General features: G+C 55.3%; 23 protein-coding genes and 1 pseudogene. 19 read left to right on the top strand and 5 right to left on the bottom strand.

The features are described 5' to 3' along the window. The 17 genes and pseudogenes from BMZ81_RS14145 to BMZ81_RS12935 form a co-directional block, all read left to right on the top strand. A partial coding sequence (locus BMZ81_RS14145; RefSeq protein ID WP_177187318.1) for a hypothetical protein occupies positions 1-185 on the top strand: 185 nt, incomplete at its 5' end. A 451-nt stretch (positions 186-636) separates the two neighbouring features. Continuing rightward, positions 637-1035 carry a plasmid mobilization protein gene (gene mobC, locus BMZ81_RS12860; protein WP_177187319.1) on the top strand — a complete coding sequence of 133 codons (399 nt, stop codon included), beginning with the start codon at positions 637-639 and terminating at the stop codon, positions 1033-1035. Then, positions 1007-2566: a relaxase/mobilization nuclease domain-containing protein gene (locus tag BMZ81_RS12865; protein ID WP_091132798.1), complete on the top strand. Its 1560-nt coding sequence runs from the start codon at positions 1007-1009 to the stop codon at positions 2564-2566. Before mobC (BMZ81_RS12860) ends, BMZ81_RS12865 begins: the two co-directional genes overlap by 29 nt. Then, entirely contained in the window at positions 2556-2915 is a 360-nt protein-coding gene (locus BMZ81_RS12870) for a cysteine-rich VLP domain-containing protein (RefSeq protein WP_091132801.1), read from the top strand. The genes BMZ81_RS12865 and BMZ81_RS12870 overlap by 11 nt, the downstream gene beginning before the upstream one ends. Before the next feature lie 134 nt (positions 2916-3049). Further along, positions 3050-3232 carry a transposon-encoded TnpW family protein gene (locus BMZ81_RS12875; RefSeq protein WP_091132804.1) on the top strand — a complete coding sequence of 61 codons (183 nt, stop codon included), beginning with the start codon at positions 3050-3052 and terminating at the stop codon, positions 3230-3232. A gap of 143 nt (positions 3233-3375) precedes the next feature. Next, complete coding sequence (locus BMZ81_RS12880; RefSeq protein ID WP_091132806.1) at positions 3376-4992, top strand: recombinase family protein; 1617 nt, start codon at positions 3376-3378, stop codon at positions 4990-4992. Positions 4993-5072: 80 nt separating this feature from the next. After that, positions 5073-5168: pseudogene (locus BMZ81_RS12885) on the top strand (Maff2 family protein); the annotation flags it as partial. 108 nt (positions 5169-5276) lie between these two features. Next, entirely contained in the window at positions 5277-6140 is an 864-nt protein-coding gene (locus BMZ81_RS12890; RefSeq protein ID WP_002574003.1) for a VirB6/TrbL-like conjugal transfer protein, CD1112 family, read from the top strand. 21 nt (positions 6141-6161) lie between these two features. Beyond that, complete coding sequence (locus tag BMZ81_RS12895) at positions 6162-6737, top strand: MT-A70 family methyltransferase (protein WP_082245249.1); 576 nt, start codon at positions 6162-6164, stop codon at positions 6735-6737. Positions 6738-6742: 5 nt separating this feature from the next. Further along, positions 6743-7180: a PrgI family protein gene (locus BMZ81_RS12900; protein WP_076939157.1), complete on the top strand. Its 438-nt coding sequence runs from the start codon at positions 6743-6745 to the stop codon at positions 7178-7180. Continuing rightward, on the top strand, positions 7089-9488 hold the full coding sequence (locus tag BMZ81_RS12905) for a VirB4-like conjugal transfer ATPase, CD1110 family (protein ID WP_002574001.1): 2400 nt from the start codon (positions 7089-7091) through the stop codon (positions 9486-9488). Before BMZ81_RS12900 ends, BMZ81_RS12905 begins: the two co-directional genes overlap by 92 nt. 21 nt (positions 9489-9509) lie before the next feature. After that, positions 9510-11468, top strand: a complete 1959-nt coding sequence (locus BMZ81_RS12910; RefSeq protein ID WP_002574000.1) for a C40 family peptidase — start codon at positions 9510-9512, stop codon at positions 11466-11468. A gap of 21 nt (positions 11469-11489) precedes the next feature. Next, on the top strand, positions 11490-11741 hold the full coding sequence (locus BMZ81_RS12915; RefSeq protein WP_002573999.1) for a DUF4315 family protein: 252 nt from the start codon (positions 11490-11492) through the stop codon (positions 11739-11741). Continuing rightward, entirely contained in the window at positions 11731-12471 is a 741-nt protein-coding gene (locus BMZ81_RS12920; protein WP_002573998.1) for a DUF4366 domain-containing protein, read from the top strand. Before BMZ81_RS12915 ends, BMZ81_RS12920 begins: the two co-directional genes overlap by 11 nt. A gap of 3 nt (positions 12472-12474) precedes the next feature. Next, entirely contained in the window at positions 12475-14559 is a 2085-nt protein-coding gene (locus BMZ81_RS12925) for a DNA topoisomerase 3 (protein ID WP_002573997.1), read from the top strand. Between the two features lie 133 nt (positions 14560-14692). Beyond that, positions 14693-18631, top strand: coding sequence for an LPD25 domain-containing protein (locus BMZ81_RS12930; RefSeq protein WP_002573996.1), 3939 nt, complete (start codon positions 14693-14695; stop codon positions 18629-18631). Between the two features lie 3 nt (positions 18632-18634). After that, the gene (locus BMZ81_RS12935) at positions 18635-18835 is read left to right on the top strand and encodes a transposon-transfer assisting family protein (protein WP_002573995.1); all 201 of its coding nucleotides are present in this window, start codon (positions 18635-18637) and stop codon (positions 18833-18835) included. 72 nt (positions 18836-18907) lie between these two features. On the opposite strand, the gene BMZ81_RS12940 is transcribed toward BMZ81_RS12935, so the two are convergent. The 5 genes from BMZ81_RS12940 to mobC (BMZ81_RS12965) all read right to left on the bottom strand — a co-directional run bounded on the left by BMZ81_RS12940 (position 18908) and on the right by mobC (BMZ81_RS12965) (position 22818). Further along, the gene (locus tag BMZ81_RS12940) at positions 18908-19654 is read right to left on the bottom strand and encodes a hypothetical protein (protein ID WP_002573994.1); all 747 of its coding nucleotides are present in this window, start codon (positions 19652-19654) and stop codon (positions 18908-18910) included. 22 nt (positions 19655-19676) lie between these two features. Next, positions 19677-20600 carry an abortive infection family protein gene (locus tag BMZ81_RS12945; RefSeq protein WP_002573993.1) on the bottom strand — a complete coding sequence of 308 codons (924 nt, stop codon included), beginning with the start codon at positions 20598-20600 and terminating at the stop codon, positions 19677-19679. A gap of 225 nt (positions 20601-20825) precedes the next feature. Next, positions 20826-21197, bottom strand: a complete 372-nt coding sequence (locus BMZ81_RS12955; RefSeq protein WP_009324596.1) for a cysteine-rich VLP domain-containing protein — start codon at positions 21195-21197, stop codon at positions 20826-20828. After that, a complete protein-coding gene (locus tag BMZ81_RS12960) occupies positions 21194-22528 on the bottom strand; it encodes a relaxase/mobilization nuclease domain-containing protein (protein ID WP_002573991.1) in 1335 nt (444 codons plus the stop codon). The genes BMZ81_RS12955 and BMZ81_RS12960 overlap by 4 nt, the downstream gene beginning before the upstream one ends. Further along, positions 22489-22818: a plasmid mobilization protein gene (gene mobC / locus BMZ81_RS12965; protein ID WP_002566656.1), complete on the bottom strand. Its 330-nt coding sequence runs from the start codon at positions 22816-22818 to the stop codon at positions 22489-22491. The genes BMZ81_RS12960 and mobC (BMZ81_RS12965) overlap by 40 nt, the downstream gene beginning before the upstream one ends. Positions 22819-23195: 377 nt before the next feature. On the opposite strand from mobC (BMZ81_RS12965), the gene BMZ81_RS12970 reads away from it, so the two are divergent. After that, entirely contained in the window at positions 23196-24032 is an 837-nt protein-coding gene (locus BMZ81_RS12970; RefSeq protein ID WP_002573990.1) for a tyrosine-type recombinase/integrase, read from the top strand. A gap of 336 nt (positions 24033-24368) precedes the next feature. Beyond that, positions 24369-24653, top strand: a complete 285-nt coding sequence (locus BMZ81_RS12975; RefSeq protein WP_018595755.1) for a hypothetical protein — start codon at positions 24369-24371, stop codon at positions 24651-24653. The last annotated feature ends 9 nt before the right edge of the window (positions 24654-24662 follow it).

The raw sequence follows: 24662 nt of genomic DNA on the forward strand, positions 1-24662 counted from the left end.
AGAGCGAGAGCGAGAGCGAGAGCGAGAGCGAGAGCGAGAGCGAGAGCGAGAGCGAGAGCGAGAGCGAGAGCGAGAGCGAGAGCGAGAGCGAGAGCAAGTATCGACCCGTGGCCCAAATTTCGCTCCGCTCATTTGTTCCCCTGGTCTGCTACTTGTTGGGGAGTGCCTTCCCCAAACCCTGCTGACCGGCGCTCCGCGCCGGTGTTGTGGCGCAGCCGCGCCACAAAAATCCGTCAGCCCCGCCTGTTGCGTTCTCGCCTGACCAGGCGGAAATCGGAAGCCGTTTCCGCAATCGCCGCAGAGCGGCGCACCCGCCGGAATAGTACACCCGCTTTGCGTCTGTACTGTTCCATCGGGCCAATTCGACAAAACTAGACCTCAAAACGCATTGACAATACTTTACATTCGCTCTATAATAGTCTTAACGATGAGCGATATAAAAAGTGAATATCAGTAAAATTCTCTGCACCCAGATGGTCTTGACCACCTGGGTGCATTGTGTTTTTCCAAAGCCTGATGTTCCCTTTTCCATCGCGTAACACATCGCCCATGACAACTGAATATGGAAAACTTGAAAGGTGTATAATGGGCGAACTATACCCTAAAGGGAATTTCAAAACAGGAGGTAAAAGTTTATTGTCCAAACGCTACAACACGCCCCACCGCACCCACATCATCAAGACCCGTGTGACCGAAGAAGAACACGCCGACTTCATGGAGCGCCTGACCGCCTACGGCATGAGCCAGTCCGAATTTATCCGGCAGGCCATCACCGGCGCGACCGTCAAGCCCATCATCATCGTGTCCCCCGTCAATGACGAGCTGCTTGCCGCCGTGGGCAGGCTGACCGGGGAGTATGGGAAAATCGGCGGCAACCTCAATCAGATTGCCCGGTATCTGAACGAGTACGGAGCACCGTACAACACCCTCGCCGCCGAGGTTCGGGCGGAGCTGTCCGACCTCGCTGCCCTCAAGTTCCAGGTGCTTCGAGAGGTAGGTGAAGCCATTGGCAACACTGAAACATTTAAGCTCTAAAAATGCCGACTACGGCGTGGCGGAGCAGTACCTCACCTTTGAGCATGACGAGTTCACCGGCAAGCCCATCCTGGACGAGAACGGGCGGCTTGTCCCCCGTCAGGACTACCGCATTTCTTCTTTGAATTGCGGCGAGGAGGACTTCGCCGTAGCCTGTATGCGGGCCAATCTCCGCTATGGAAAAAACCAGCAGAGGGAGGACGTGAAAAGCCATCACTACATCCTGTCCTTTGACCCCAGGGACGGCCCCGACCACGGCCTGACAATGGACAAGGCCCAGGCGCTGGGGGAGCGGTTCTGTGCCGAGCAGTTCCCCGGACACCAGGCCCTGGTCTGCACCCACCCGGACGGTCACAACCACAGCGGCAACATCCATGTCCATATCGTTATCAACTCCCTGCGGGTGGCCGAGGTGGAGCGCAAACCGTACATGGACAGAGCCAGCGACACCCAGGCCGGAGCCAAGCACCGCTGCACCGCCGCAGCCATGCGCCACTTCCGGGCCGAGGTCATGGAGCTGTGCCAGGGGGCGGGGCTGTACCAAATCGACTTGCTGGGCGGGAGCAAAAACCGTGTCACCGAACGGGAGTATTGGGCGCAGAAGAAAGGGCAGCTTGCTCTGGACACCGAAGCCGCCGCCCAGGGTAAGCCGCCCACCAAGTTTGAAACGGACAAGGAGAAGCTGCGCCGGGAGATCCGGGCCGTCCTCAACCTGGCCGTCAGCTTCGAGGACTTTGCCCAGCGGCTGTTACAGCGGGGCATCACCGTCAAGGAGAGCCGGGGCCGGTTGTCCTACCTCACCCCCGACCGGGCCAAGCCCATCACCGCCCGGAAGCTGGGGGACGATTTCGACCGCGCCGCCGTCGGTGCCGCTCTGGAACGCAACGCCGCCCGTCCCAGCCTGGGAGCCAAGCCCAGCATCCGGGAGCAGCTTCGCCAGCCCCAGGGCGTCCAGCGCATGGTGGACATTGAGGCCAAGAAAGCCGAGGGCAAGGGCATCGGCTACCAGCAATGGGCGTCCGTGTTCAACCTGAAGCAGATAGCAAACTCGGTCAACGTCTATACCGAGTATGGCTTTTCCTCGCCGGAGGAGTTGGACGCCGCCGTGTCCGCCGCCTTTGCCGCTGTGCGTGACAGCGCCGCCAGCTTGAAGCCGAAGGAATTGGCCTTGAAAGAAAAAAAGGAGCTGCGGCGGCAGATCATCATCTACCGGAACACCAAAGCAGTCCGGGATGGCCTCGCCGCACAGAAAACGCCCAAGGCCCGCGCCGCCTACCGGCAGGAGCATGAAGGTGATCTTCTCCTCTCCGAGGCCACCATTCGTTTCTTCAAGGCCAACGGCATCACCAAGCTGCCCACCGTCAAGGAGCTGACGGCGGAGATCGAGGCCCTGATGTCCGAGAAGAACGCCGGGTACAATGAGTATCAGGAGCGTAAGCGGGAGGCGGACGAGCTGCTGACCGTCAAGCGGAACATCGACCAGGTGCTTCACGGTGCGCCCAGCCAGCGGAGGGACGAGCATGACCGATAACGCCGTCCGGCTGACCTATCCGCAGTACCGGGCCGTCCGGCGATTGGTGCATGACTGCTGCAACTATGACGGCGGGAACTGCCTTCTGCTGGACGATGGGGAGGAATGTGTCTGCCCGCAGAGCATTTCCTATTCGCTGATCTGCCGCTGGTTTCGGGCGGCTGTGCTGCCTCTGGACGAAAGCCTGTGCGCCGCCCTGCTCCACCGCCGGGAAAGAAAAAAGTGCGTCCTGTGCGGTGGCTGGTACATCCCAAAATCCAACCGGGCCAAATACTGCCCGGAGTGCGCCAAGGAGGAAGAACGCCGCAAGACCCGTGAGCGGGTGCGCCGCCACCGGGCCGCCATGTAACGGTTTAGGCCCTTGAAAAGCCCGGTATCACGGGGCTTTTGGGCCGTCCTCAATAGGGGAGCTGTGTACTACCATTCCGGGCCTCGAAAATGGCCCTCTAAATGTCCACAACAAAAATTTGAAAGGAGCCGCCTATGACCGACACCCCCAGCAAGACCACCACCCGCCGCCCGGACTGCGTGACTGAAATCCGCATGGGCAACACCGTCCTCACCGTTTCCGGCTACTTCAAGCAGGACACCACCGACACCGCCGCCGACAAAATGGCGAAAGTCCTGGAGGCCGAAAGCCGCTGCCAGATCAGCCCCGGCCCGTGACCTCCTGCCGGTAGTTCCGCGATAATCCTCAGCTTAAAACTTTTTCTTGTAAGGAAGTAAAAAGCACTATACAACCGCCCCGGCCTGTGCTATACTGTTGCCATCGGAATAGCGGGGCCGGGGCTGTCGGATTGGAGGAAACGATGTTAAGACAGCAACCCATGCAAGCCCCCATCACCGCCTTGTACTGCCGCCTCAGCCGCGACGATGAATTGCAGGGCGAGAGCAACTCGATTTCCAATCAAAAGCGCATCCTCGAAAGCTACGCCCGTGAGCATAGCCTGATGCCCTATCAGTTTTTCGTGGATGACGGATGGAGCGGAGCCAACTTCCAGCGGCCCGGCTTCACCGAGATGATGGACGCTGTGGAGAGCGGCGCGGTCAAGACGGTCGTGACGAAAGACCTCTCACGCCTGGGACGGAATTATCTGCAAGTGGGCCTATTTACAGAAATTACCTTCCCAAAGAAAGGCGTCCGCTTTATCGCCATCAATGACGGCGTGGACAGCGCCCAGGGCGACAACGACATGAGCGCCTTGCGGAATTTATTTAATGAATGGATGGTGAGGGACACGAGCAAGAAAATCAAAGCGGTTTTCCGGGCTAAAGGCATGAGCGGAAAACCCATCACCAGCCAGCCGGTCTATGGCTATCTGAAAGGCCCGGACGGACACTTCGTTGTTGACCCGGAGGCCGCACCTGTTGTAAAGCAGATATTCAGTCTGTGCCTTGCCGGGAACGGCCCCACCAAGATTGCCCGGATGCTGACCGAGCAGAACATCCCCACGCCGGGGACGATGGAGTACCGGCGCACCGGCAGCACCCGCCGTTACTACCCGGACTACCCCTGTAAGTGGTCGAGCAACACCGTGGCGCACATCCTGGAGCGCCGGGAGTACCTGGGGCATACCGTCAACTTCAAGACGGAGAAGGTGTCCTACAAGGTCAAGACCAGCGTTGCCAACCCAGAGGACAAGATAATGGTCTTTGAGCATACCCACGAGGCCATCATTGACGAGGCCACCTGGGAGCGAGTGCAGGAGCTTCGCAAACAGCGAAAGCGGCCCAACCGCTACGGCGAGGTTGGCCTGTTCTCCGGTCTGTTGTTCTGCGCCGACTGCGGCAGCGTCATGTACCAGCAGAGGTATGAAACGAACAAGCGGCGGCAGGACTGCTACATCTGCGGCAGCTACAAGAAGCGCACCGCCGATTGTACGGCACATTTCATCCGCACCGACCTTCTGACGGCGGGCGTGACGGAAAATCTGCGGAAAGTCACCAGCTACGCCGCCAAGCATGAGGCCCGGTTTATGAAGCTGCTGATGGCACAGAACGAGGACGGCGGTAAGCGGAAGAACGCCGCCCGCCGCCGCGAGCTGGAGGCGGCGCAGAAGCGTATCGGAGAGTTGAACGGCATCTTCAAGCGTCTGTATGAGGACAGCGTGAGCGGGCGCATTACGGACGAGCGTTTCATGGAGTTGTCCACCGATTATGAGCAGGAGCAGGCCACGCTGAAGGCCCGTGCCGCCGAGTTACAGGCGGAGCTGGGGCAGGCGCAGGAGGCCGCTGTGAACGTGGAGAAGTTCATGGCCGTTGTGCGGAAGTACACCAGCTTTGAGGAGCTGACCCCCACCCTCCTGCGGGAGTTCGTGGAGAAGATCGTGGTGCATGAGTGCTGGAAGGACGAGCAGGGAACGCGCCACCAGGACATCGAGATTTATTATTCTTTTGTAGGCAAGGTGGACTTGCCCGACGATTGAGCCAGACCTATCCGGCGAGGCCCCGCCGGATGGGAACGGCAAAAATTTTTAACCTCTCCTTGCTTCTTTATCCGTAGTGAGCTAAGTCGCAGGGTGTTAAGCAGCTCGTCGCGGGCGGTGGTGTTGCCCTGATCGGCGTCACTCTGGTTCCCCTGCTGTCTGGTCTGCTGGGCTGATCGTCCCGGCTGTCCGCCAACCAACCCAACCATAACTGTTAAATCCTGAAACCCCGCCGCGCTCTCCCGGTTCCATGCGGGAGGGCGCGGCAAAGGAGGTGAACCCACATGATAGGCGAACTCATAGGGGATTGGATCAAAGGCATTTTAATCGACGGCATCATGGGCAACCTGTCCGGGCTGTTCAGCACGGTCAATACGAAAGTCGGGGAAATCGCCTCGGATGTGGGGACGACGCCGCAAGCGTGGAACAGCGGCATATTCAATATGCTGCAATCCCTGTCGGACACGGTGATCGTCCCCATTGCAGCGGCGATCCTTGCCGTTATCATGTGCTATGAGCTGATAGACATGATCGTGGAAAAGAACAATATGCACGACTTTGACACGTCCATGTTCTTCCGTTGGATTTTCAAAAGTGCTTTTGCCATTCTCATTGTGACGAACACATGGAATATCGTCATGGGCGTTTTCGACGCCACCCAAGCCGTCGTCAACCAGAGCGCCGGGGTGATTATCGGGGAAACCAGCATTGACTTTGACACCCTCATTCCCGACCTTGAAGCACAACTGGAAGCTATGGACATCGGGCCGCTGCTCGGCCTGTGGTTCCAGACCCTTGTTGTGGGGCTGACGATGAACATTCTTTCCATCTGTATTTTCCTTGTGACATACGGAAGAATGATTGAAATTTATGCCGTGACCGCGCTGGGGCCGATCCCCCTTGCCACGCTGGGCAATGCGGAGTGGCGCGGCGTCGGCCAGAACTACTTGAAATCCCTGTTGGCGCTGGGCTTCCAAGCCTTTTTGATTATGGTGGTTGTCGGCATCTATGCGGTGCTGATCCAGCAGATCGGACAGGCAGCGGATATATCCGGGGCCATTTGGGGCTGTATGGGCTACACGGTTCTGCTCTGCTTCTGTCTGTTCAAGACTGGCAGCATATCGAAAGCCGTCTTTACTGCACATTAACAGACAGGAGGACTACCAACCATCGAGGAAGTACAAAAGAAACGATACCACATCATTTACGCCGATCCGCCGTGGCGGTATGAGTGCAAGAAAACAGGTGCGGCGGAACATCACTATCCCACCATGAGCATTGACGAGCTGTGCGCCCTGCCGGTGGAAACGCTGGCGGAAAAGGACTGTCTGCTGTTCTTGTGGGCCACATTCCCGCAGCTCCCGGAAGCCCTGCGCCTGATCCGGGCATGGGGCTTTACGTTCAAGACGGTGGCCTTTGTCTGGTTGAAGCTCAACAAGAAAAGCCCCACATGGTTTTATGGGCTGGGCTACTGGACGAGAGGCAATGCGGAAATCTGCCTGCTTGCCAAACGAGGCAAACCCAAGCGCCGCAGCGCCGGTGTCCATCAGTTTATTATTTCCCCTGTGGAGGAACACAGCAAAAAGCCGGACGTAACCCGCGACAAAATCATTGAGCTGGCGGGCGATCTGCCCCGCGTGGAGCTGTTTGCCAGACAGAAAGCGCCCGGCTGGGACGTTTGGGGAAACGAGGTGGACAGTGATCTTTCCCTGACCCCACAAGAAAATGTATCAGAAACGAGGTGATTTGAATGGCTTATGTGACCGTCCCAAAGGACTTAACCCGCGTAAAATCCAAGATTGTGTTTGGCCTTACCAAACGACAACTGATCTGCTTCGGCGGTGCGCTTCTCGTAGGCGTCCCGCTTTATTTTTTGCTCCGGGGCCGGGTGACTGGCAGCGCGGCAGCCCTGATTATGGTGTTCGCCATGCTGCCGGGCTTCCTGCTGGCCCTGTACGAGCGCCACGGCCAGCCCCTTGAAGTGGTGGTATGGCAGATCGTCCAGTGCTGCTTTATCCAGCCCAAGGAAAGGCCCTACCAAACCGATAACGCCTATACTGCCCTCATGCGGCAGCATCAAATGGAAAAGGAGGTAAATGCGATTGTCCGAAAAGCAAAGAAACGAGCCGCCTGTAAAGCTCACCCGCGCCGAAAAGCGGGAAATACAGGCCATCATCCGCAAGTATAAGGGCGACGGAAAAGCCCATTCCGCACAGGCCAGCATCCCGTATCAGGCCATGTACCCGGACGGGATTTGCAAGGTGACGGCCAACACGTTCAGCAAATGTATCGAGTTTGCCGACATCAGCTATCAGCTTGCACAGGCCGACACCAAGACGGCCATTTTTGAAAACCTGTGCGATCTCTACAACTATCTGGACGCCTCGATCCACGTTCAGCTTTCCTTTGTCAACCGCAAGACCGACCCCAAGCAGTACGCCAAGAGCTTTGAGATCAAGGCGCAGGGGGACGACTTCGACGACATCCGGGCGGAGTATTCCGGCATCCTGCAAGACCAGCTTGTGCGGGGCAACAACGGCCTCACCAAGCGCAAGTTCCTCACATTCACCATCGAGGCGGACAACCTGAAAATGGCCCGCGCCCGTCTGACCCGCATTGAAACCGATCTGCTGGGCTATTTCAAGACGATGGGGGCCGTGGCTCATGTGCTGGACGCCAAGGAACGTCTGGAAGTGCTGCATGGGGTACTCCACCCCGACGCCGAGCCGTTTCAGTTTGAATGGAAATGGCTGGCTCCGTCCGGCCTCTCAACAAAAGATTTTATTGCCCCGTCCTCGTTCCGCTTCGGCAATTCCCGTATGTTCGGGCTGGGCGGCAAGTATGGGGCCGTGAGCTTCTTAAACATCCTGTCCCCGGAACTGTCGGACGAAATGCTGGCCGACTTCCTCAACACGGAAAACGGCATTGTCGTCAATCTCCATGTGCAGGCCATCGACCAGAGCGAGGCCATCAAGACGGTTAAGCGCAAGATCACCGACCTTGACGCCATGAAGATACAGGAACAGAAACGAGCTGTCCGCAGCGGCTATGACATGGACATCCTGCCCAGCGACCTTGCCACCTACGGACAGGACGCCAAGGAGCTTTTGAAAACCCTGCAAAGCCGGAATGAACGAATGTTCCAGATCACCTTTCTGGTGATGAACACCGCTGATACCCGGCAGAAGTTGGAGAACGATGTATTTTGGGCCGCAGGCGTGGCGCAGAAATACAACTGTTCCCTTGTCCGTCTGGACTACCAGCAGGAACAGGGCCTTATGAGCAGCCTGCCGCTGGGGGGCAACCACATCAAGATCGAGCGTTCCTTGACGACTTCCAGCGTGGCCGTGTTCGTGCCTTTCGTGACGCAGGAGCTTTTCATGGGCGGCGACGCCATGTATTACGGCGTCAATGCCAAGACCGGCAACATGATTATGCTGGACAGAAAACGGGCGCGGTGTCCCAACGGATTGAAGCTGGGTACTCCCGGTTCCGGCAAATCCATGAGCTGCAAATCCGAGATCGTCAGTGTGTTCCTCTGTACGCCGGACGATGTATATATCTGCGATCCAGAGGCGGAATATTACCCCCTTGTGAAGCGGCTCCACGGCCAAGTGGTGAAGCTGTCGCCTACCAGCAAATCCTATGTGAACCCGCTGGACATCAACCTGAATTACAGCGAGGACGAAAACCCGCTGGCCTTGAAAAGCGATTTCGTGCTGTCGTTCTGTGAGCTTGTCATGGGCGGCAAGAACGGGCTGGAAGCCATTGAAAAGACGGTCATTGACCGTGCTGTGCAGGTGATCTACCGGCCTTATCTGGCAGACCCCCGCCCGGAAAATATGCCCATCCTGTCCGACCTGCATCAAGCCCTGTTAGACCAGCATATCCCGGAGGCTGACCGTGTGGCGCAGGCCCTTGACCTGTATGTAAACGGCAGCCTGAACGTCTTTAACCACCGCACCAACGTCAACATCGAGAACCGCATTGTGGCCTTTGACATTAAAGAGCTGGGCAAACAATTAAAGAAGCTCGGTATGCTCATTGTCCAAGACCAGATTTGGGGCCGTGTGACCCAAAACCGCAGCCAAGGCAAGGCGACGTGGTACTTCTGCGACGAGTTCCATTTGCTTTTGCGAGAGGAACAGACGGCGGCTTTCTCCTGCGAGATTTGGAAGCGGTTCAGAAAATGGGGAGGCATCCCGACCGGGGCGACCCAGAACGTCAAAGACCTGCTTTCTTCCCCGGAGATCGAAAACATTCTGGAAAACAGCGACTTCATTTGCCTGCTCAATCAGGCGTCCGGCGACCGGCGTATCCTTGCGGAGCGATTGAACATTTCCCCGCAGCAATTACGGTATGTGGACAATTCCGAACCCGGCGAGGGGCTTTTGATCTATGAAAATGTGATCCTGCCGTTCCGCAACCCCATCCCGCAGCGCAGCCAGCTCTACAAGATTATGACGACCCGGTTAGGCGAGGGCGAAACGGTATGACAGACAAGGAGGTGACGCCCTATGAAGCCATTGAAGCCCCGTGACAAGGTGACGCAGCACATGACCCGCGACGGCCTGACGCTGGATAACCAGACCACCGGCGAGAGCATCAACATTTCCAGCCGGGAGGCCGAACAGGACTATTCCGCAGCCGAGCCGGGCGGCACCGCTGAAAAGGTGCTGGAACGTGCCGGGGACATCCGGGAGCGCAGCAAGGCGAAGCGGGCCGCCAAGGATGGCGCGAATACGGCGGCGCAGGCCACCGGCCCCGCGTCCCGCCTGCAATTCACCGCCGAGGAACGGGCCGATCCCGCCCTTTCCAAGTACGTTCACAAGGCGGAAAAGCGGGCGGATAAGCTGGACGCAGCCAAAGAAGCCCTGCCGAAAAAGCGCGTCGTCACCACAGAAACCGTCTATGACGAGGCCAAGGGCAAGGCCAAAACCAAGCTGCACTTTGACAAGGTGGAGAAACCGGCCCCCAAGCTCAAACCCAACCCGGCCAGCCGTCCGATGGAGGAAGCGGGCCTGTATCTGCATGGAAAAATCCATGAGGTTGAGCATGAGAATGTGGGCGTCGAGGGCGGCCATAAGGGAGAAGAACTTGCCGAGCGCCAAGCGGGAAAAGCCATCCGCAGCGGCATCCGGCGTCATAAGCTCAAACCCTACCGGGCCGCAGCCAAGGCCGAGAAAAAGGCTGTTGCCGCCAATGCGGAGTACATCTACCAAAAATCCTTGCGGGATAACCCGGAAATGGCGCAGGCGGTGAAAAACCCGGTGGCCCGGTTCTGGCAGAAACAGAAAATCAAACGGGACTATGCCAAGGCAGCACGGGCGGCGGGCCAGACGGCACAGGGCGCGGCCAGCGCCACCAAGACCACCGCCGCAGCCGCCAAGAAAGCCGCCGAGAAAAGCAAACAGGCCGCGTCCTTTGTGGCCCGGCACTGGAAAGGTGTGCTGCTGATCGGCGGCGTGGGCCTTATGCTCATGCTGATTATGGGCGGCCTGCAATCCTGTACGGCCATGTTCGGCAGCGCCGGAACCGGCGTGGCGGCCACGTCCTATCTATCCGAGGACAGCGATATGCTGGGGGCAGAAGCCGCCTATGCGGACATGGAGGCCGATTTGCAGTATGAGATTGACAACTACGAAAGCCTGCACCCCGGCTATGACGAATACCGCTTCGATCTGGACGAGATCGGCCATGACCCCTATGTGCTGACTTCCATCCTGTCGGCGCTGCATGATGGCGTCTATACGCTGGGCGACGTGCAAGGTGACCTTGCCATGCTCTTTGAGAAGCAATACACCCTGACACAAACCATTGAAACCGAAACTCGATACCGCACCGAAACCCGGACGGACAGCGAGGGCAACACCTACACTGTGCAAGTTCCTTACACCTATTACATCTGCAACGTGAAGCTGGAAAACTTCGATATGTCCCATCTGCCTGTTTACATCATGGGCGAGGAACAAATGAGCCTGTATGCGGTGTATATGCACACGCTGGGCAACCGGCCTGACCTGTTCCCAAACGGCACCTATCCCAACGCTTCCACCGTCAAGGAGCCGACCTACTACGAGATACCCCCGGAGGCTTTGGAGGACGCCACCTTTGCCGCAATGATGGCCGAGGCAGAAAAGTATGTGGGTTATCCGTATGTGTGGGGCGGCAGCTCTCCCAGCACCAGCTTTGATTGCAGCGGCTTTGTGAGCTGGGTCATCAATCACAGCGGATGGGACGTGGGACGGCTGGGCGCACAGGGCCTTTGCAATATCTGTACCTCTGTTTCCCCGGAGCAGGCCAAGCCCGGCGACCTTGTATTTTTTGTCGGCACCTACGACACCCCCGGCGTTTCCCACGTCGGTATTTATGTGGGCAATTCCGTGATGTTGCACTGTGGCGACCCTATTTCTTACACCAACCTCAATTCGAGTTATTGGCAGCAGCATTTCTATTGTTACGGGCGTCTGCCTTGACGCCAGAAAGGAGTTTTGACTATGGCAAACAAACTTGACCGCATCGAAAAGGACATTGAGAAAACCAAGGCCAAGATCGCGGAGCTGCAAAAGCAGCTTCGTGAGCTGGAAGCGGCAAAGACCGAACAGGAGAATTTGCAGATCATCCAGCTTGTGCGCGGCCTGAACATGAAGCCGGAGGAATTTGCGGCGTTCCTGCGCGGCGGCGCTTTGCAGACCGCCCCGGCCCCGCAGCCGGATTTTGAACAGGAGGACAATGCCGATGAAGAATAAGATCATTCGCACGTTTACCGTGACACTGGCCGCCGTGCTTTGCCTGACGGCCTTTTCCACCACCGCGTTTGCCGGTGGTACTGACCCCAACCCGGAGCCTTTGCCGGAAACCACCGAGGCACCGCAGGAGGAAGAACCCACCACCGGCGGCATGGAGCCGGAGGGCGTACCTGTTACGCCGGAGGGTAACGCAACACTGGTGGATGATTTCTACGGAGATAAGCAGCTTATCACCGTTACCACCAAGGCGGGCAACTACTTTTATATCTTGATCGACCGCGCCAACGAGGACAAGGAAACCGCCGTTCACTTCCTCAACCAAGTAGACGACGCCGACCTGCAAGCACTGTTGGAGGACGGCAAAACCGCCCCGGAAACCTGTACCTGTACGACCAAGTGCGCGGCGGGAGCCGTCAACACGAATTGCCCGGTATGTAAAACCAATATGACCGAGTGTACCGGCCCGGAGCCGGAACCGCAGGAGCCGGAGGAAACCGAGCAGCCGCAGGAAGATGAAGCGAAAGGCAGCGGCATGGGCGGCCTTGTCGTGTTCCTTGTGGTGGCCCTGATTGGCGGCGGCGCGGCCCTTTACTTCTTCAAGTTTAAGAAGCCCAAGGCCGACACCAAGGGCGGCGACGAGCTGGACGAATACGATTTTGGCGAGGACGAGGACGACGAGGACGAACCGACCCCGGAGGACGAGGAACCCGCGCAGGATAAGGAGGAATAAAGAATGAGTATTCAGTTGGTAATTGCAGAGAAACCGAGCGTCGCCCGCAGCATTGCGGGCGTGATCGGTGCAGATCAGAAACGGGACGGCTACATGGAGGGAAACGGCTATCTGGTGAGCTGGTGTATCGGCCACCTTGTTTCCCTTGCCGACGCCGGAGCCTATGACGAGCGTTTCAAGAAGTGGCGCTATGACGACCTGCCGATTTTGCCGCAGGAGTGGCAGTACATCATCCCCGCCGAGAAGAAAGGACAATTTGCCGTGCTGCGCTCTCTGATGGAGCGCCCCGACGTGACGGGCCTTGTGTGCGCCACCGACGCCGGGCGCGAGGGCGAATTGATTTTCCGTTTCGTCTACCAGATGGCGGGCTGCAAAAAGCCGTTCAAGCGCCTTTGGATTTCCAGCATGGAGGACGCGGCGATCCGCGAGGGCTTTGCCCACCTGAAACCGGGGGCCGACTACGACAACCTGTATCAATCGGCCCTGTGCCGGGCGCAGGCCGATTGGCTGGTGGGGATCAACGCCACCCGGCTTTTCTCCATCCTCTATCACAAGACCCTGACCGTGGGCCGTGTCCAGACGCCTACCCTCAATATGCTGGTTGACCGGGAGGCCAAGATCAGCAATTTTAAGAAAGAGAAATACCACGTTGTCCATATCGCGGCGGGCGGCATGGAGGCGGCCAGCGACCGCTTTCTGAACCCCGACGACGCCGACGCCACCAAGACGGCCTGTGCAGGAGCGCAGGCCGTTTGTGTATCGGTGAAGCGTGAGAAAAAGACGGAGCAGCCGCCCCGCCTTTACGATCTCACCACCTTGCAGCGGGAGGCCAACCGCCTGTTTGGATTTACCGCCAAGCAGACCCTTGACTATGCCCAACAGCTCTATGAAAAGAAGCTGCTGACCTATCCCCGCACCGACAGCCAGTACCTTACCGACGATATGCAGCCCACAGCGGAAAGCATTGTGTCCGGCCTGTGGCCGCTGCTTTCCTTTGCGGCAGGGCTGGACATTGCCCCGCAGTTTGGCCGGGTGCTGAACAGCAAAAAGGTGTCCGATCACCACGCCATTATCCCCACGATGGAGTTTGTGCAGAAAGGCTTTGACGGGCTGACCGAGGGCGAAAAGAAACTGCTGTCCCTTGTGTGCTGCAAGCTGCTGTGTGCTGTGGCCGCGCCCCATGTGTATGAGGCTGTCACCGCCACATTCACCTGCGCCGGGAACGAGTTCACCGCCAAGGGCAAAACCATTCTCACCCCCGGCTGGAAAGAGATTGAGCGCCGCTTCAAGGCGTCGTTCAAGACCGACGCCGACGAGGACGCGCCGGAGCTGGCAAGGGAGCTGCCGGAGATCACCGAGGGCCAGACCTTTGACCCGGTGGAGGCCAGCATCACCGAGCATTTCACTACGCCGCCCAAGCCCTATACCGAAGATACGCTGCTGTCTGCTATGGAACGTGCCGGGGCCGAGGATATGCCGGAGGACGCCGAGCGCCAAGGTTTGGGAACCCCGGCAACCCGCGCTTCCATTCTGGAAAAGCTGGTGCAGATGGGCTTTGTGGAGCGCAAAGGCAAGCAGCTACTTCCCACCAAGGACGGCCACAACCTTGTGTGCGTCCTGCCGGAAGTGCTGACTTCTCCCCAGCTCACGGCGGAATGGGAAACCAAGCTGACGGCCATTGCCAAGGGCGAGGCCGACCCGGAGGGCTTCATGGTAGGCATTGAGGAAATGACCCGAAGCCTGATTTCCCGATATTCGCAGATCAGCGAGGACGCGCAGAAGTTGTTTCAGTCCGAGCGTGTGGTTATCGGCAAGTGTCCCCGCTGCGGCGAAGCCGTCTACGAGGGCAAGAAAAACTATTACTGCGGAAACCGGGCCTGCCAGTTTGTCATGTGGAAGAATGACCGATTTTTTGAGGAACGGGGCAAGACGTTCACCCCGAAGATCGCCGCCGCGCTGCTCAAAGACGGAAAGGCAAAGGTAAAGGGCCTGCGCTCCATGAAAACCGGCAAAACTTACGACGGGACGGTGCTTTTGGCCGATACCGGCGGGAAGTACGTCAACTACCGTGTGGAGAAAAGGAGCTGACGGAGTAACGTAGCAAGCATAGGGAGTGTAGCCACACTCCCGGCAAAATCCCTGACCCGGCGCACCTGCCGGGCCGGGGATTTTCTCTTTGGGGAAGCCCCAAACCCTTATATTATGTGAAAGGAGCGATTCAATGAGCGAAGTGTTTTCTGTACTGCTTCATAACCGACAGCGTTATGAGCAAGGCAAAGAGGGCCTATGGTTTTCTCTGCCGACCACAACCGAAAAACTGCAAGCAGCCCTGCGGGAAATCGGAATCAGCACCGACAATCCACAGGACTTTTTTCTATACGGGTATAGAAGCCCACAGAAGCGACCTATTAAGCTGCCCCGTGATATGGTGCTGTCCGCAGGCATGGATGAGCTGAACTTCCTTGCCGCAAGATTGGAAAAGCTGGACGCCACCGAACTTACGGAGCTGAACGCCGCCCTGACAAGCCCGCAGAGTGATTTTCACAATATCGGCCAGATTATCGACTATCCCGAAAATGTGGACTTTTATGTGCATTTGCCGGATGTCACCGGCACAGGACAGTTGGGCGACTACTATCTAAACCGTTCCGGCATGGTGGATATGCCGGAGGAATGGAAAGCTGGGATTTTCCTGCCCCGTTTTGGCCTGCATATTGCCAACACAGAGCATGGTGTTTTTACCGATTATGGCTATCTGGTAAAAAGCGGCGACGAATGGCAGCGCGTCCATGAGGGCCAGCCAGTGCCGGAACAATACCGGGTGATGGCCTATCCTGTGCCGGAAATTCTGCGGGAGGAAAGCAAGGTGCAGCCGGAGGCTGCAGCGCCTACAAAGGCCCCGCAGCCTGTCACCCCCATTCTCTTAAACGGCCAGAACAGCGCCGAGCGCATGAAAGAGATCACCGACCGGCTGGAAACCGGCATACAGGAGCTTTTCGAGAGTGAACGCTACAAAGCCTATCTCACCACCATGTCCAAGTTCCACAGTTACAGCTTCAACAACACCCTCCTGATCGCCATGCAGGGCGGACAGCTTGTGGCGGGCTACAACAAGTGGCGGGACGATTTTCACCGCAATGTAAAGAAAGGCGAAAAGGCCATCAAGATACTGGCCCCGGCCCCGTTCAAGGCGAAAAAGGAAGTGCAAAAGCTGGACGCACAGGGCAGGCCGGTGATGGGAAAAGACGGAAAGCCTGTTACCGAAGTACAGGAAATACAGGTTCCGGCCTTTAAGATCGTTTCCGTCTTTGATGTGAGCCAGACCGAGGGGGAACCGCTGCCCTCTATCGGCGTGGAAGAACTGACCGGCAGCGTGGAACGCTACGGGGAATTTTTCAAGGCGCTGGAACAGACCTCCCCGGTTCCCATTGGTTTTGAGGACATTCCGGGCGGTTCCCACGGCTACTACCACCTGACGGAAAAGCGGATCGCCATTCAGGAGGGCATGAGCGAATTACAGACCCTAAAGACGGCTATCCACGAGATCGCCCATTCCAAGCTCCACGCCATCGACCCGGAAGCCCCGGCCATAGAGCAGGCCGACCGCCCCGACAGCCGCACCCGCGAGGTGCAGGCTGAAAGCGTGGCCTATGCCGTCTGCCAGCACTACGGGCTGGACACCTCCGACTATTCCTTTGGCTATGTGGCCGGTTGGAGTTCCGGCAAGGACTTGAAAGAGCTGAAAGCCTCCCTTGAAACCATCCGGGCCACCGCCCATGAACTGATTACCACCATTGACGGCCACCTTGCCCAGCTTCAGAAAGAACGGCAGGCCCAGCAGGAGCAGCCGCAGGCCGCGCCGTTAGAACAGGCCGCCGAGCAGCCAGACCCGGACAGCGTATTTTCCAAGCTGTCCCCGGAGCAACAGCAGGAAATGACCGCCAGCGTAAAAGCCATGCTGCAAACCCTGATTGACGCGGATTTGAAATCCACCGGCGAAGTGTCGCAGGGAACCAAGGAGGCGGCGCAGGCGCAGGGCTTTACCATTGTCGGGGACGGAACGCTGGAACAGGCAGAAGCCCCGCAGGAGGCCGCCTACCGTCTGGAAAGCGGCGATTACCTGTATATCCAGACATCGGAAACCGGCTATGATTACACGCTGTACGACCCCGACTACAAGGAACTGGACGGAGGCCAGCTTGATAATCCCGACCTGTCCCTTGCGGAAGCCGGAAAAGAAATCCTTGCCATCCATGAGCTACCGGCTGGGGCAATGGAACCCCTGACCGGCGACAGGCTGGATGATTTTCTGGAAGCCGCTGAACAGGCCAACGCCATTCCCCAGCCGCAGGCGTGGAACGGGATCGACGGCCTTTTGAATGGGAAACCGTTCATGCCGGAGGCGTCCCCGGCTGACCGGGCCGCCGCCCTGATGGAGCTGGCAGAGAAAAACGCCCCGCGTCTGGGCAGCGAGGAACGGCAGTTGATCGTGGCCTATGCCGAGGCCGTGGGCGATACTGACAAGGTGATCGGGCTTATCAACCGCCTGTGTGAACAGGGCTATGAGCTGCAAAAGGGCCAGATGGATTCTTTTGTGAAAAGCGAGATCGAAAGTGAGATTGCCGTTGCCAACGCCCAGCGGCAGATCGCGCAGTATCCGGCAGCGGAGCCGGTTGTCACAATCCTTTGGAGTGAAAGCCCCCATCTGAAAGACGGCCAGCAAATGCCGCTGCATGAAGCCGAGGCCGTTTTCAAGGAGCTGGACAGCGCCAGACGCCATGAACGGGAGCAGCCGGGCTATACGGGCCATTGGTACGACAAGACCAAGTTCCGCATTGACTTTACCATGCAGGGCCAGCCGGACAGCTACGAGGGACGGCAGGACTTTGGCGACGGGGACGGTTCCCTGATCCAACATATCCGGGGCTACCACGAATACTATGCACAGGATGAAAGCTGGAAAAACCATGTGCTGCACCATGAGGGGCCGAAGGCATGGGAGGCGGACAAGGCCCAGCGGGATATGCTGCTGCATGAGTTTGTTCCGTATATGGAGCTGCATTGCAATCTGGCCGCTATGGAGCAGGAGGCCCGGCGTCCCCTGCGATCCGGGGAAACCCTGACGCCGGAACAGACCGCTTATTTCAACGCGGTTTTGGACTATGTAAAGGAGTGCCGCCCGCTTCTCAATCAGGGCCAGTACCACTTGCCGGAGCCGCCGCAGCTTGCCGACTTCGACCAGAGTTTGCAGGACTACAAAAAACAGATCGAGGCAGAGCTGGAACAGGAGGCCGCCGCTTCCGGGCTGACGGTGGAGGAATATGTTGCCTCTGACTATGAGGCCCCGGTGCAGCCCAACTTTTCCATCTACCAAGTGCCGCCCGGCCCGGAGGGGCGCGACTTCCGCTATCGTTCCTATGAGGAATTGCAGGCGGATGGGCTTTCGGTGGACAGGAAGAATTACCAGCTTGTCTACACTGCGCCGCTGGACAAGGACACTACGCTGGACGAGATTTACCGCCGCTTCAACATGGAACATCCCGCCGATTACAAGGGACATTCCCTCTCGATGGGGGATATTGTGGTGTTCCGGCAGGATGGAAAACAGACCGCCTACTATGTGGACGAGGGGGCCGACTACCGGCAGGTGCCGGAGTTTTTTGTCCAGCAGGAAAAGCAGCTCACGCCGGACGAGTGCATGACCGGCGAACAAATCCAGACGCCAAGGGGCCGTTTCTATCTGACCGACAGGAGCCGGGAACAGATGGAGGCCGCCGGGTATGGATTCCACCACCAGTCGGAGGACGGCAGGTATCTTATTATGGCAAACGGCACAAGGGCCTTTGCCATCCCCGTCCAGCAGGAAAGTCATATCAAGACGGTGGAAATGTCCACCGAGCAGAACTACAACATGATTGACGGCATGATGAACAACGCCCCGTCTATGGAGGAACTGGAAGTAAGGGCAAAAGCCGGAGAACAGATTTCTCTTTTGGATGTGGCCGAGGCAGCCAAGGCGGAGGCCAAAAAGCCCAAGCAGACCCGAAAGACGACGCAGAAGCAAAAGAAACCGTCCATCCAGGCGCAGCTTGCCACCGCCAAGGAGGAACAGAAAAAGAGGCCCCCGGCGCGAGAAAAATCAAAAGAAATGGAGGTATGAGGAATGTATTTCACCGTGGGAGAAGAAAACCTGATCTGTCTGTACCACAACGCTGACCGCCGCAGGACGGCGGCAAATCTCCGGGCAGCTTTGCCGGACATGGACAAGGAAATGGCGGCGCTGGCCTGCCAGACCGCCGATAAGCTGGACGCCATGAGCGACGCCGACTTTACGGCGCAGCGGTTCCACTTCACAGACGAGTGATCCAAGTATAGCAAAAGCGCCGGGAGCAGGGACTGTATGGCCTCTGCTCCTGGCGCTTTTATGATTTGACTATTAGCCTATTATATCAAATGAAAGAGTTCCTACTGCTGGATTTATATTATCGTTAATCTCAAAATTGCTTTGAAAGACTATATTACAAAATTGCTTTGCTGTATGTGTATATGAATATAAATTCCCGCCATCTTCAGTAGCTGAACCAATACCAATTCCAGCAAATATTAACCAGCCTGTAGCCAATAGATTCTCTGTTTCAACAGATGTGATCTTTATTTCACCATCACAAATATTATCCCTGAGAAACAAAATATCAGAAAACATTGTGCGATCAACTTGCAACATCATTCTGCGGTATGTTTGATCGTCAATTTCTTCATCCATTTTTGCTTCAAATAATCTAATAAGAATATCAATTTTTGATAGCTCTTCAATTTTATTTAGAACTCCAAGGATAAATACAGAATCTTTATTAAGAGCTTCTTTTCCAACCCTTTTCACATATTTTTCCCGTTTTGAAGCTGGAATTGATACAAGCCCGGCGCAATACCGTTCCATTTTACGCATGAACAATTTGTCGGGAATACTTGCACTTTTACGAATTACTTTTACAACTTTGAGCGCATTTGATAGTTCTGTTCCCAGTTCTTTTATCTCATCCAGTATATCCGAAACTTCATCTGAACTAAAAAAAGTCACAATATCCTCTGCACCCTGTTCAATCCAAGTTGATAGAGAATCTACAATAGAATCCACCTCAACTAATTCTAAATCCGTTTGTCCCTCAATAAAATCTTGATTCATTATAATTTCTCCTTTTAATTGATTATTCATTGTGTGTTGTATTGAGATAGACTGATAAAATAAAATCTGCCATTGCGATTGCAGAATTGACAAAAAGCCGCGTATGATAATCCGCTATACCAATGCGCTTGCTACCAACACCATGCGAATCACTCTCTTTATTTCGCATTTCTGCGATTGCAGAAATTATTTTTTCCAAGCCGGAAAGTAAGGTGTTTATACGCCTATCCAAATCTTTGTGTGCGTGCATATTGTATAGAGATTTTACTTGACCGTAAAGTTTTCCAATATCACCGCTATCTGATGGCACTTCTCCCTTTTGCTCAATGACATAGCAGAATGTTTCTTCAAGTATTGTGCGAGCTTTTGTTATTGCACTATCAAAATTTCCATCATCAATATCTTTGTTAGCTCTTTCAGCCAAATCTTTTATATAAGCGCGGTCTATAACCTTTACTGTTGGTGCAGCAATAGTAATAACCTTACCAATTTGCCCAATTTGATATGACTTGCCAACCACACGGAGTTCATTGCCGCCGAAATATAGAATACTGTTAATCTGCTCTAAGATTTTCTGCACAATAGTACAATACGCTTCCTCAATATCTTCTGGCGATAAACCCTTTAACGATTCAACAAATTTATCTTTGGAAAATATGTAGGCAAGAAAATCGGACATTCTATTTTGCTTAATACAAAAATCCATGACTTGATCGAAATATTGCCAGCGACTTAATGCGCCACCAGACCATGAATAAGTTGAGGGTAGCCCAAAAAGGGAGGAAATTTCGCATATAGCTGGCCCACTAAGATATGGCATGGCAATTTTGATGTTTTTTTCATTGCCGTATTTATCTTCAAAGGTCATATCACCAAATTCCTTATCCCCGTCTAAAATTGCTATTATTTCTTTGGAACGAAGTAAAGAAAATTCATTCTTCTTCATAATTATATCTCCCCAATTAAATTGTGTTTTTATTTATTGTAGCAGAAAACCGCAATATGTGCCACCATATTAAAACGCCGGGCGCGGGGGCTGTCAAAGCCTCTGCGTCCGGCGCTTCTTTTTTGTCCATTTTCCCGCATTTAGAACCCCGTTTTGAGGGGAACAGGATAACTTTATCCACCTGCCTGCCGACCATGCGGAAAAACCCTTGATTTCCGTGGACTTTTACCGCCCTAAATGCGTAGATAGGAGGTATCTTTTCCGCTGGCGTTCCGCCTCTTTCTTCCGGCGCACCTGCACCGCGCAATCCGGGCAGTATTTGGCCCGGTTGGAGTTGGGCGTAAACGCCGCCCCGCAGACGGCGCAGCGTTTGATTTCGTCCCGGCCTTTGGTGATCTCGGCGCACAGTGCCGCGTCCAGCGGCAGGACGGCTACCTTGAACCACCGGCACAGCAGCGAATAGGAAATACTCTGCACACAGACACATTCCTCCCCATCGTCCAGCAGGAGGCAGTTTCTGTTACAGTAGTTGCAGCACGCATGGGTGAGCCTGCGGGCCTTGCGGTATTGGGGGTAACTCATTCTCGGTATGTTCATCGTTCCTGCGTATGCTCCTTTCCCGGCGCTGTCCGCAAAATGCTGTCTACATTCTGTTTGACAATGCCGTATTCTTTCAATTTCTGTTTCGCTTCGCTGTACTGTGCGGACAGCCGTTCTCGTTCTGCGTCCAGCTTTTTATACTCGGTTTTGAGGGCGTACAGGTTGGGGAGCTTTGTGATCCCGGCCTCTTTGAGCGCCTTTGCCGCCGCCTCATACAATATCAGTTGGCTTTCATGCTGCCGCTGGAACGCGGCCTTGTCTTTGGCGTTTTGCAGTTCCAGCACCACAGGCCGGAGCTGCTTGTAGGCGGAGAGGTTTTTTATCAGCAGCGCCATATCCCCAAGGCGGCGTTCTGCGTCTTTCAGGGCGGAGGCCGCCGCGTCGTTGGCCGCGCTGATCTCGGCCAGCCTGCTTTCCAAGCCCTCGTAGCTGTCGATCTGGTGTTCTGTGATGAAGTTTAAGGAATTGGCGGCCTGCTTCAAGTTGTGCAGCTTCGCCCACCGCGCATAGCCCGCCGACTGCTGGGCCTTGATACTGTCCTCCAAGGCAATCCGCAGGGAGATTTCCCCGGCGCTTCTTCTGCGCGGTCCCCGGTCAATGGCAATGCCCCTGATCCGCTGGGTGATCCGTTCCTCGGAGTAATCCTCCCCCAAGGTCTTGCAGCGGGTGAAGCGTTCCTGTCCGGGAGCGCGGAATGAAATAAACTTGCCCTGTTTGACTTCATAGCCCTGCGCCTCCATGAGCCGCAGGAAACTGTCAAAATCTCTGGCCTGCGGGATGGCCGCGTCAATGGCGGTTTTCAGCTTTGCTTTCCAGCTCTTGCCCTTGCGCTGGGCGTCCCATTCGGCATAGCTCTTTCCCTTGTCCTTGCCCGGCATCACCACGGACAGGCCGTGTTCCCTGCACAGCCGGTCGCTGGTGCGCCGGATAAAGGCGTAGCTCTGACGGTTGGAAATGTACTTGCGCTGGTTCGCCATATCCACGGCGCAGATAATGATGTGGTTATGCAGGTGGCCCTTGTCAATGTGGGTGGTAATCACATAGGGGTATTTGCCTTGCAGCACTTCATCGGCAAGCTGCCGCCCGATCTCGTGGGCCTGCTCCGCCGTGGTTTCCCCCGGTTCAAAGGCTTGTATCAGGTGATGTGCCAGATTGTTTCCCTTTTGGTACGCCTGATCCAGCAGCATTTGAAATTCTATATCCGCCGTTTCATAGGAACAGCCATAGGAAGAAACGAACAGCTTTTCATCGGTCTTGTCCGGGTTCTCGATGTAGTCCAGCGCCTTTTTCAGCGTTGACTTGATAGGATGGATCTTTGTAACTGCCATATCTGTGCCAGCGCCCCCTTGATGTCCTCCAAGTCCTGCGCGTACACAGTCCCGGTACTGTTGATACGCCTTGCAATCTGGTTGATGTTGACGCCGATTTTTTGCAGCTCTGCGGTCTGCGCCCGGACGGGGCCGGTGTCGATATGGACGATATAGCCGTCGATCAACATTTTCCGGGCGTAGGCAGAAAAGTTCTTTGTGCCAAGCTGGGCCATCTTCTGTTGGATCAGCGCCCGTTCCTCCGGCGTCACTGGGACGCGCAGCACAAATTTCCGTTTTCGGTTTGCCATTGGTTCACCTCCGTTCATTCAGGGGTTTGGGGACTTCCCCAAGATACAAACGGGAAGCCGTTTGCCGGGAGTGTGGCTACACTCCCTATGCTTGCTGTTTTTCTTTTCCTCCACTCCTAATACTCTGAGAAGCCATCAAACTACCCGCAAAATAGCGCTTTGGAAAGAAAAATTTGCAAAAAAATAAGAGGCCCTTGGCCTCCATACAACAAATGATAAACAAATGCCGAATCCGTTTGACGCGTTCGCTTGACGGTCCGTGTCTACAGCACATCGTTAAACTTACCCGTTCTTTTGTTTTACCTTTGCAGAGAATACGGTATAAAAGATTCTGTCATACTACTTTCATACTATCAATTTAGAAGAGGTAAAACACGATGAAACAAAATTACAATGAAATCTTGCGGGAGTACCGCATCTACTTGACCGAACATGAAAAATCTCACGCAACCATACAAAAGTATGTTCGTGAGTTGGTTTGGTTTCTTTCATTTTTACAGGGGGAAGAACCTACAAAAGCAAAGGTGCTGGAATATCGAGAGCAACTGCAACAGAGCCACCATGCCCGCACCGTAAATGCCAAGCTGTCCGCCATTCATTCCTATCTGGACTACCTGGGGCTGGCGGCCTGCAAGGTGAGGTTTTTGAAAATCCAGCATACGGTATTTGTGGATGACAGCCGAGATTTGACCGAAGCGGAATACCACCGCTTGTTAGACGCTGCCAAAAGGAAAAAGGACAGCCGCCTGTATCATGTGATGCTTGCCATTTGCACCACCGGAATCCGGGTCAGTGAGCTTTCCTTTCTGACTGTGGAGGCATTGCACAAAGGAAAAGCGGAAATCCGCATGAAAGGCAAAATCCGCACCATTCTCTTGACAAAAGAGCTGTGCCGGAAATTGAACGCCTATGCCAAAGAAAAAGGCATCCGAACGGGGTATCTGTTCTGCACCCGTACCGGAAAGCCCTTAGATCGAAGCAATATCTGTCATGATATGAAAAAGCTGTGCCGGGCGGCGCGGGTAAATCCTGAAAAGGTCTTTCCCCACAATTTGCGGCACTTGTTTGCAAAATGCTATTATGCCATCAAAAAGAATCTGGCATATCTTGCGGATATTTTAGGACACGCCTCCGTGGACACCACGCGTATCTATGTAGCTATGGGCACACGGGAACATGAGCGAACCTTACAGCGGATGCATCTAATCTCATAGCACCACGGAATAATGATTCTGTGGTTCCATGGCCCCCTTGCTCAGTTACAAGTAGAACTGATTAGCTCTATTATAAGTGTATCAGAGCAGATTTTCAACCATTTATTACATATAGAACAGCAAAATAAATACGAAAAATAGACCTGCACCGCGAAATATGTGCGCAGGTCTGCTTTTTATGCCTGTCAGAACGCCCTTAGTTGATTAAAATAATAATTTTCTTCCTAGAAGCAGTAACGATTACCCCAGAATCATTATTCTGCGGTAATTGAATCGTTCAGAAAAGGAAAGTTTGTGGTTAGGATATTCCCTTTGAAATGACAGGAGGTGAATAAAGTGGAAGAAAGATGGTCGGTAGAATTGTTGGAGTGCTTGGCCCAGAAGGCCGGATGTGGGTATCTGTCGGATTTGCGGTATCTCAGCCCATGGGAGCAATTCCATCTGTCCAGGGAGCTTTTACATGTTCCTTCGGAAGCCTTTTCGCTAAAAACGTGGAATGACGCCTTGGCTTATCTGACGGGTCTTTCCCAGCAAGCGGATGCATCCGCCGCGAAAGAAACGTTGATGAAGCATCTATCGGAACACTGCAGCGGTTTGCAACGTCATCCGAGCCGAGAATGAATTTGAATA

It is taken from the genome of Oscillibacter sp. PC13, from assembly GCF_900115635.1.
GTDB lineage: Bacteria > Bacillota > Clostridia > Oscillospirales > Oscillospiraceae > Oscillibacter.

What these genes read in the sequence shown, in the direction of transcription:
- BMZ81_RS12870 (WP_091132801.1), top strand. Translation starts at nt 2,556, where the DNA reads ATGACCGATAACGCCGTCCGGCTGACCTATCCGCAGTACCGGGCCGTC.
- BMZ81_RS12875 (WP_091132804.1), top strand. Translation starts at nt 3,050, where the DNA reads ATGACCGACACCCCCAGCAAGACCACCACCCGCCGCCCGGACTGCGTG.
- BMZ81_RS12880 (WP_091132806.1), top strand. Translation starts at nt 3,376, where the DNA reads ATGTTAAGACAGCAACCCATGCAAGCCCCCATCACCGCCTTGTACTGC.
- BMZ81_RS12890 (WP_002574003.1), top strand. Translation starts at nt 5,277, where the DNA reads ATGATAGGCGAACTCATAGGGGATTGGATCAAAGGCATTTTAATCGAC.
- BMZ81_RS12900 (WP_076939157.1), top strand. Translation starts at nt 6,743, where the DNA reads ATGGCTTATGTGACCGTCCCAAAGGACTTAACCCGCGTAAAATCCAAG.
- BMZ81_RS12905 (WP_002574001.1), top strand. Translation starts at nt 7,089, where the DNA reads ATGCGATTGTCCGAAAAGCAAAGAAACGAGCCGCCTGTAAAGCTCACC.
- BMZ81_RS12910 (WP_002574000.1), top strand. Translation starts at nt 9,510, where the DNA reads ATGAAGCCATTGAAGCCCCGTGACAAGGTGACGCAGCACATGACCCGC.
- BMZ81_RS12915 (WP_002573999.1), top strand. Translation starts at nt 11,490, where the DNA reads ATGGCAAACAAACTTGACCGCATCGAAAAGGACATTGAGAAAACCAAG.
- BMZ81_RS12920 (WP_002573998.1), top strand. Translation starts at nt 11,731, where the DNA reads ATGAAGAATAAGATCATTCGCACGTTTACCGTGACACTGGCCGCCGTG.
- BMZ81_RS12925 (WP_002573997.1), top strand. Translation starts at nt 12,475, where the DNA reads ATGAGTATTCAGTTGGTAATTGCAGAGAAACCGAGCGTCGCCCGCAGC.
- BMZ81_RS12930 (WP_002573996.1), top strand. Translation starts at nt 14,693, where the DNA reads ATGAGCGAAGTGTTTTCTGTACTGCTTCATAACCGACAGCGTTATGAG.
- BMZ81_RS12935 (WP_002573995.1), top strand. Translation starts at nt 18,635, where the DNA reads ATGTATTTCACCGTGGGAGAAGAAAACCTGATCTGTCTGTACCACAAC.
- BMZ81_RS12940 (WP_002573994.1), bottom strand. Translation starts at nt 19,654, where the DNA reads ATGAATCAAGATTTTATTGAGGGACAAACGGATTTAGAATTAGTTGAG.
- BMZ81_RS12945 (WP_002573993.1), bottom strand. Translation starts at nt 20,600, where the DNA reads ATGAAGAAGAATGAATTTTCTTTACTTCGTTCCAAAGAAATAATAGCA.
- BMZ81_RS12955 (WP_009324596.1), bottom strand. Translation starts at nt 21,197, where the DNA reads ATGAACATACCGAGAATGAGTTACCCCCAATACCGCAAGGCCCGCAGG.
- BMZ81_RS12960 (WP_002573991.1), bottom strand. Translation starts at nt 22,528, where the DNA reads ATGGCAGTTACAAAGATCCATCCTATCAAGTCAACGCTGAAAAAGGCG.
- mobC (WP_002566656.1), bottom strand. Translation starts at nt 22,818, where the DNA reads ATGGCAAACCGAAAACGGAAATTTGTGCTGCGCGTCCCAGTGACGCCG.
- BMZ81_RS12970 (WP_002573990.1), top strand. Translation starts at nt 23,196, where the DNA reads ATGAAACAAAATTACAATGAAATCTTGCGGGAGTACCGCATCTACTTG.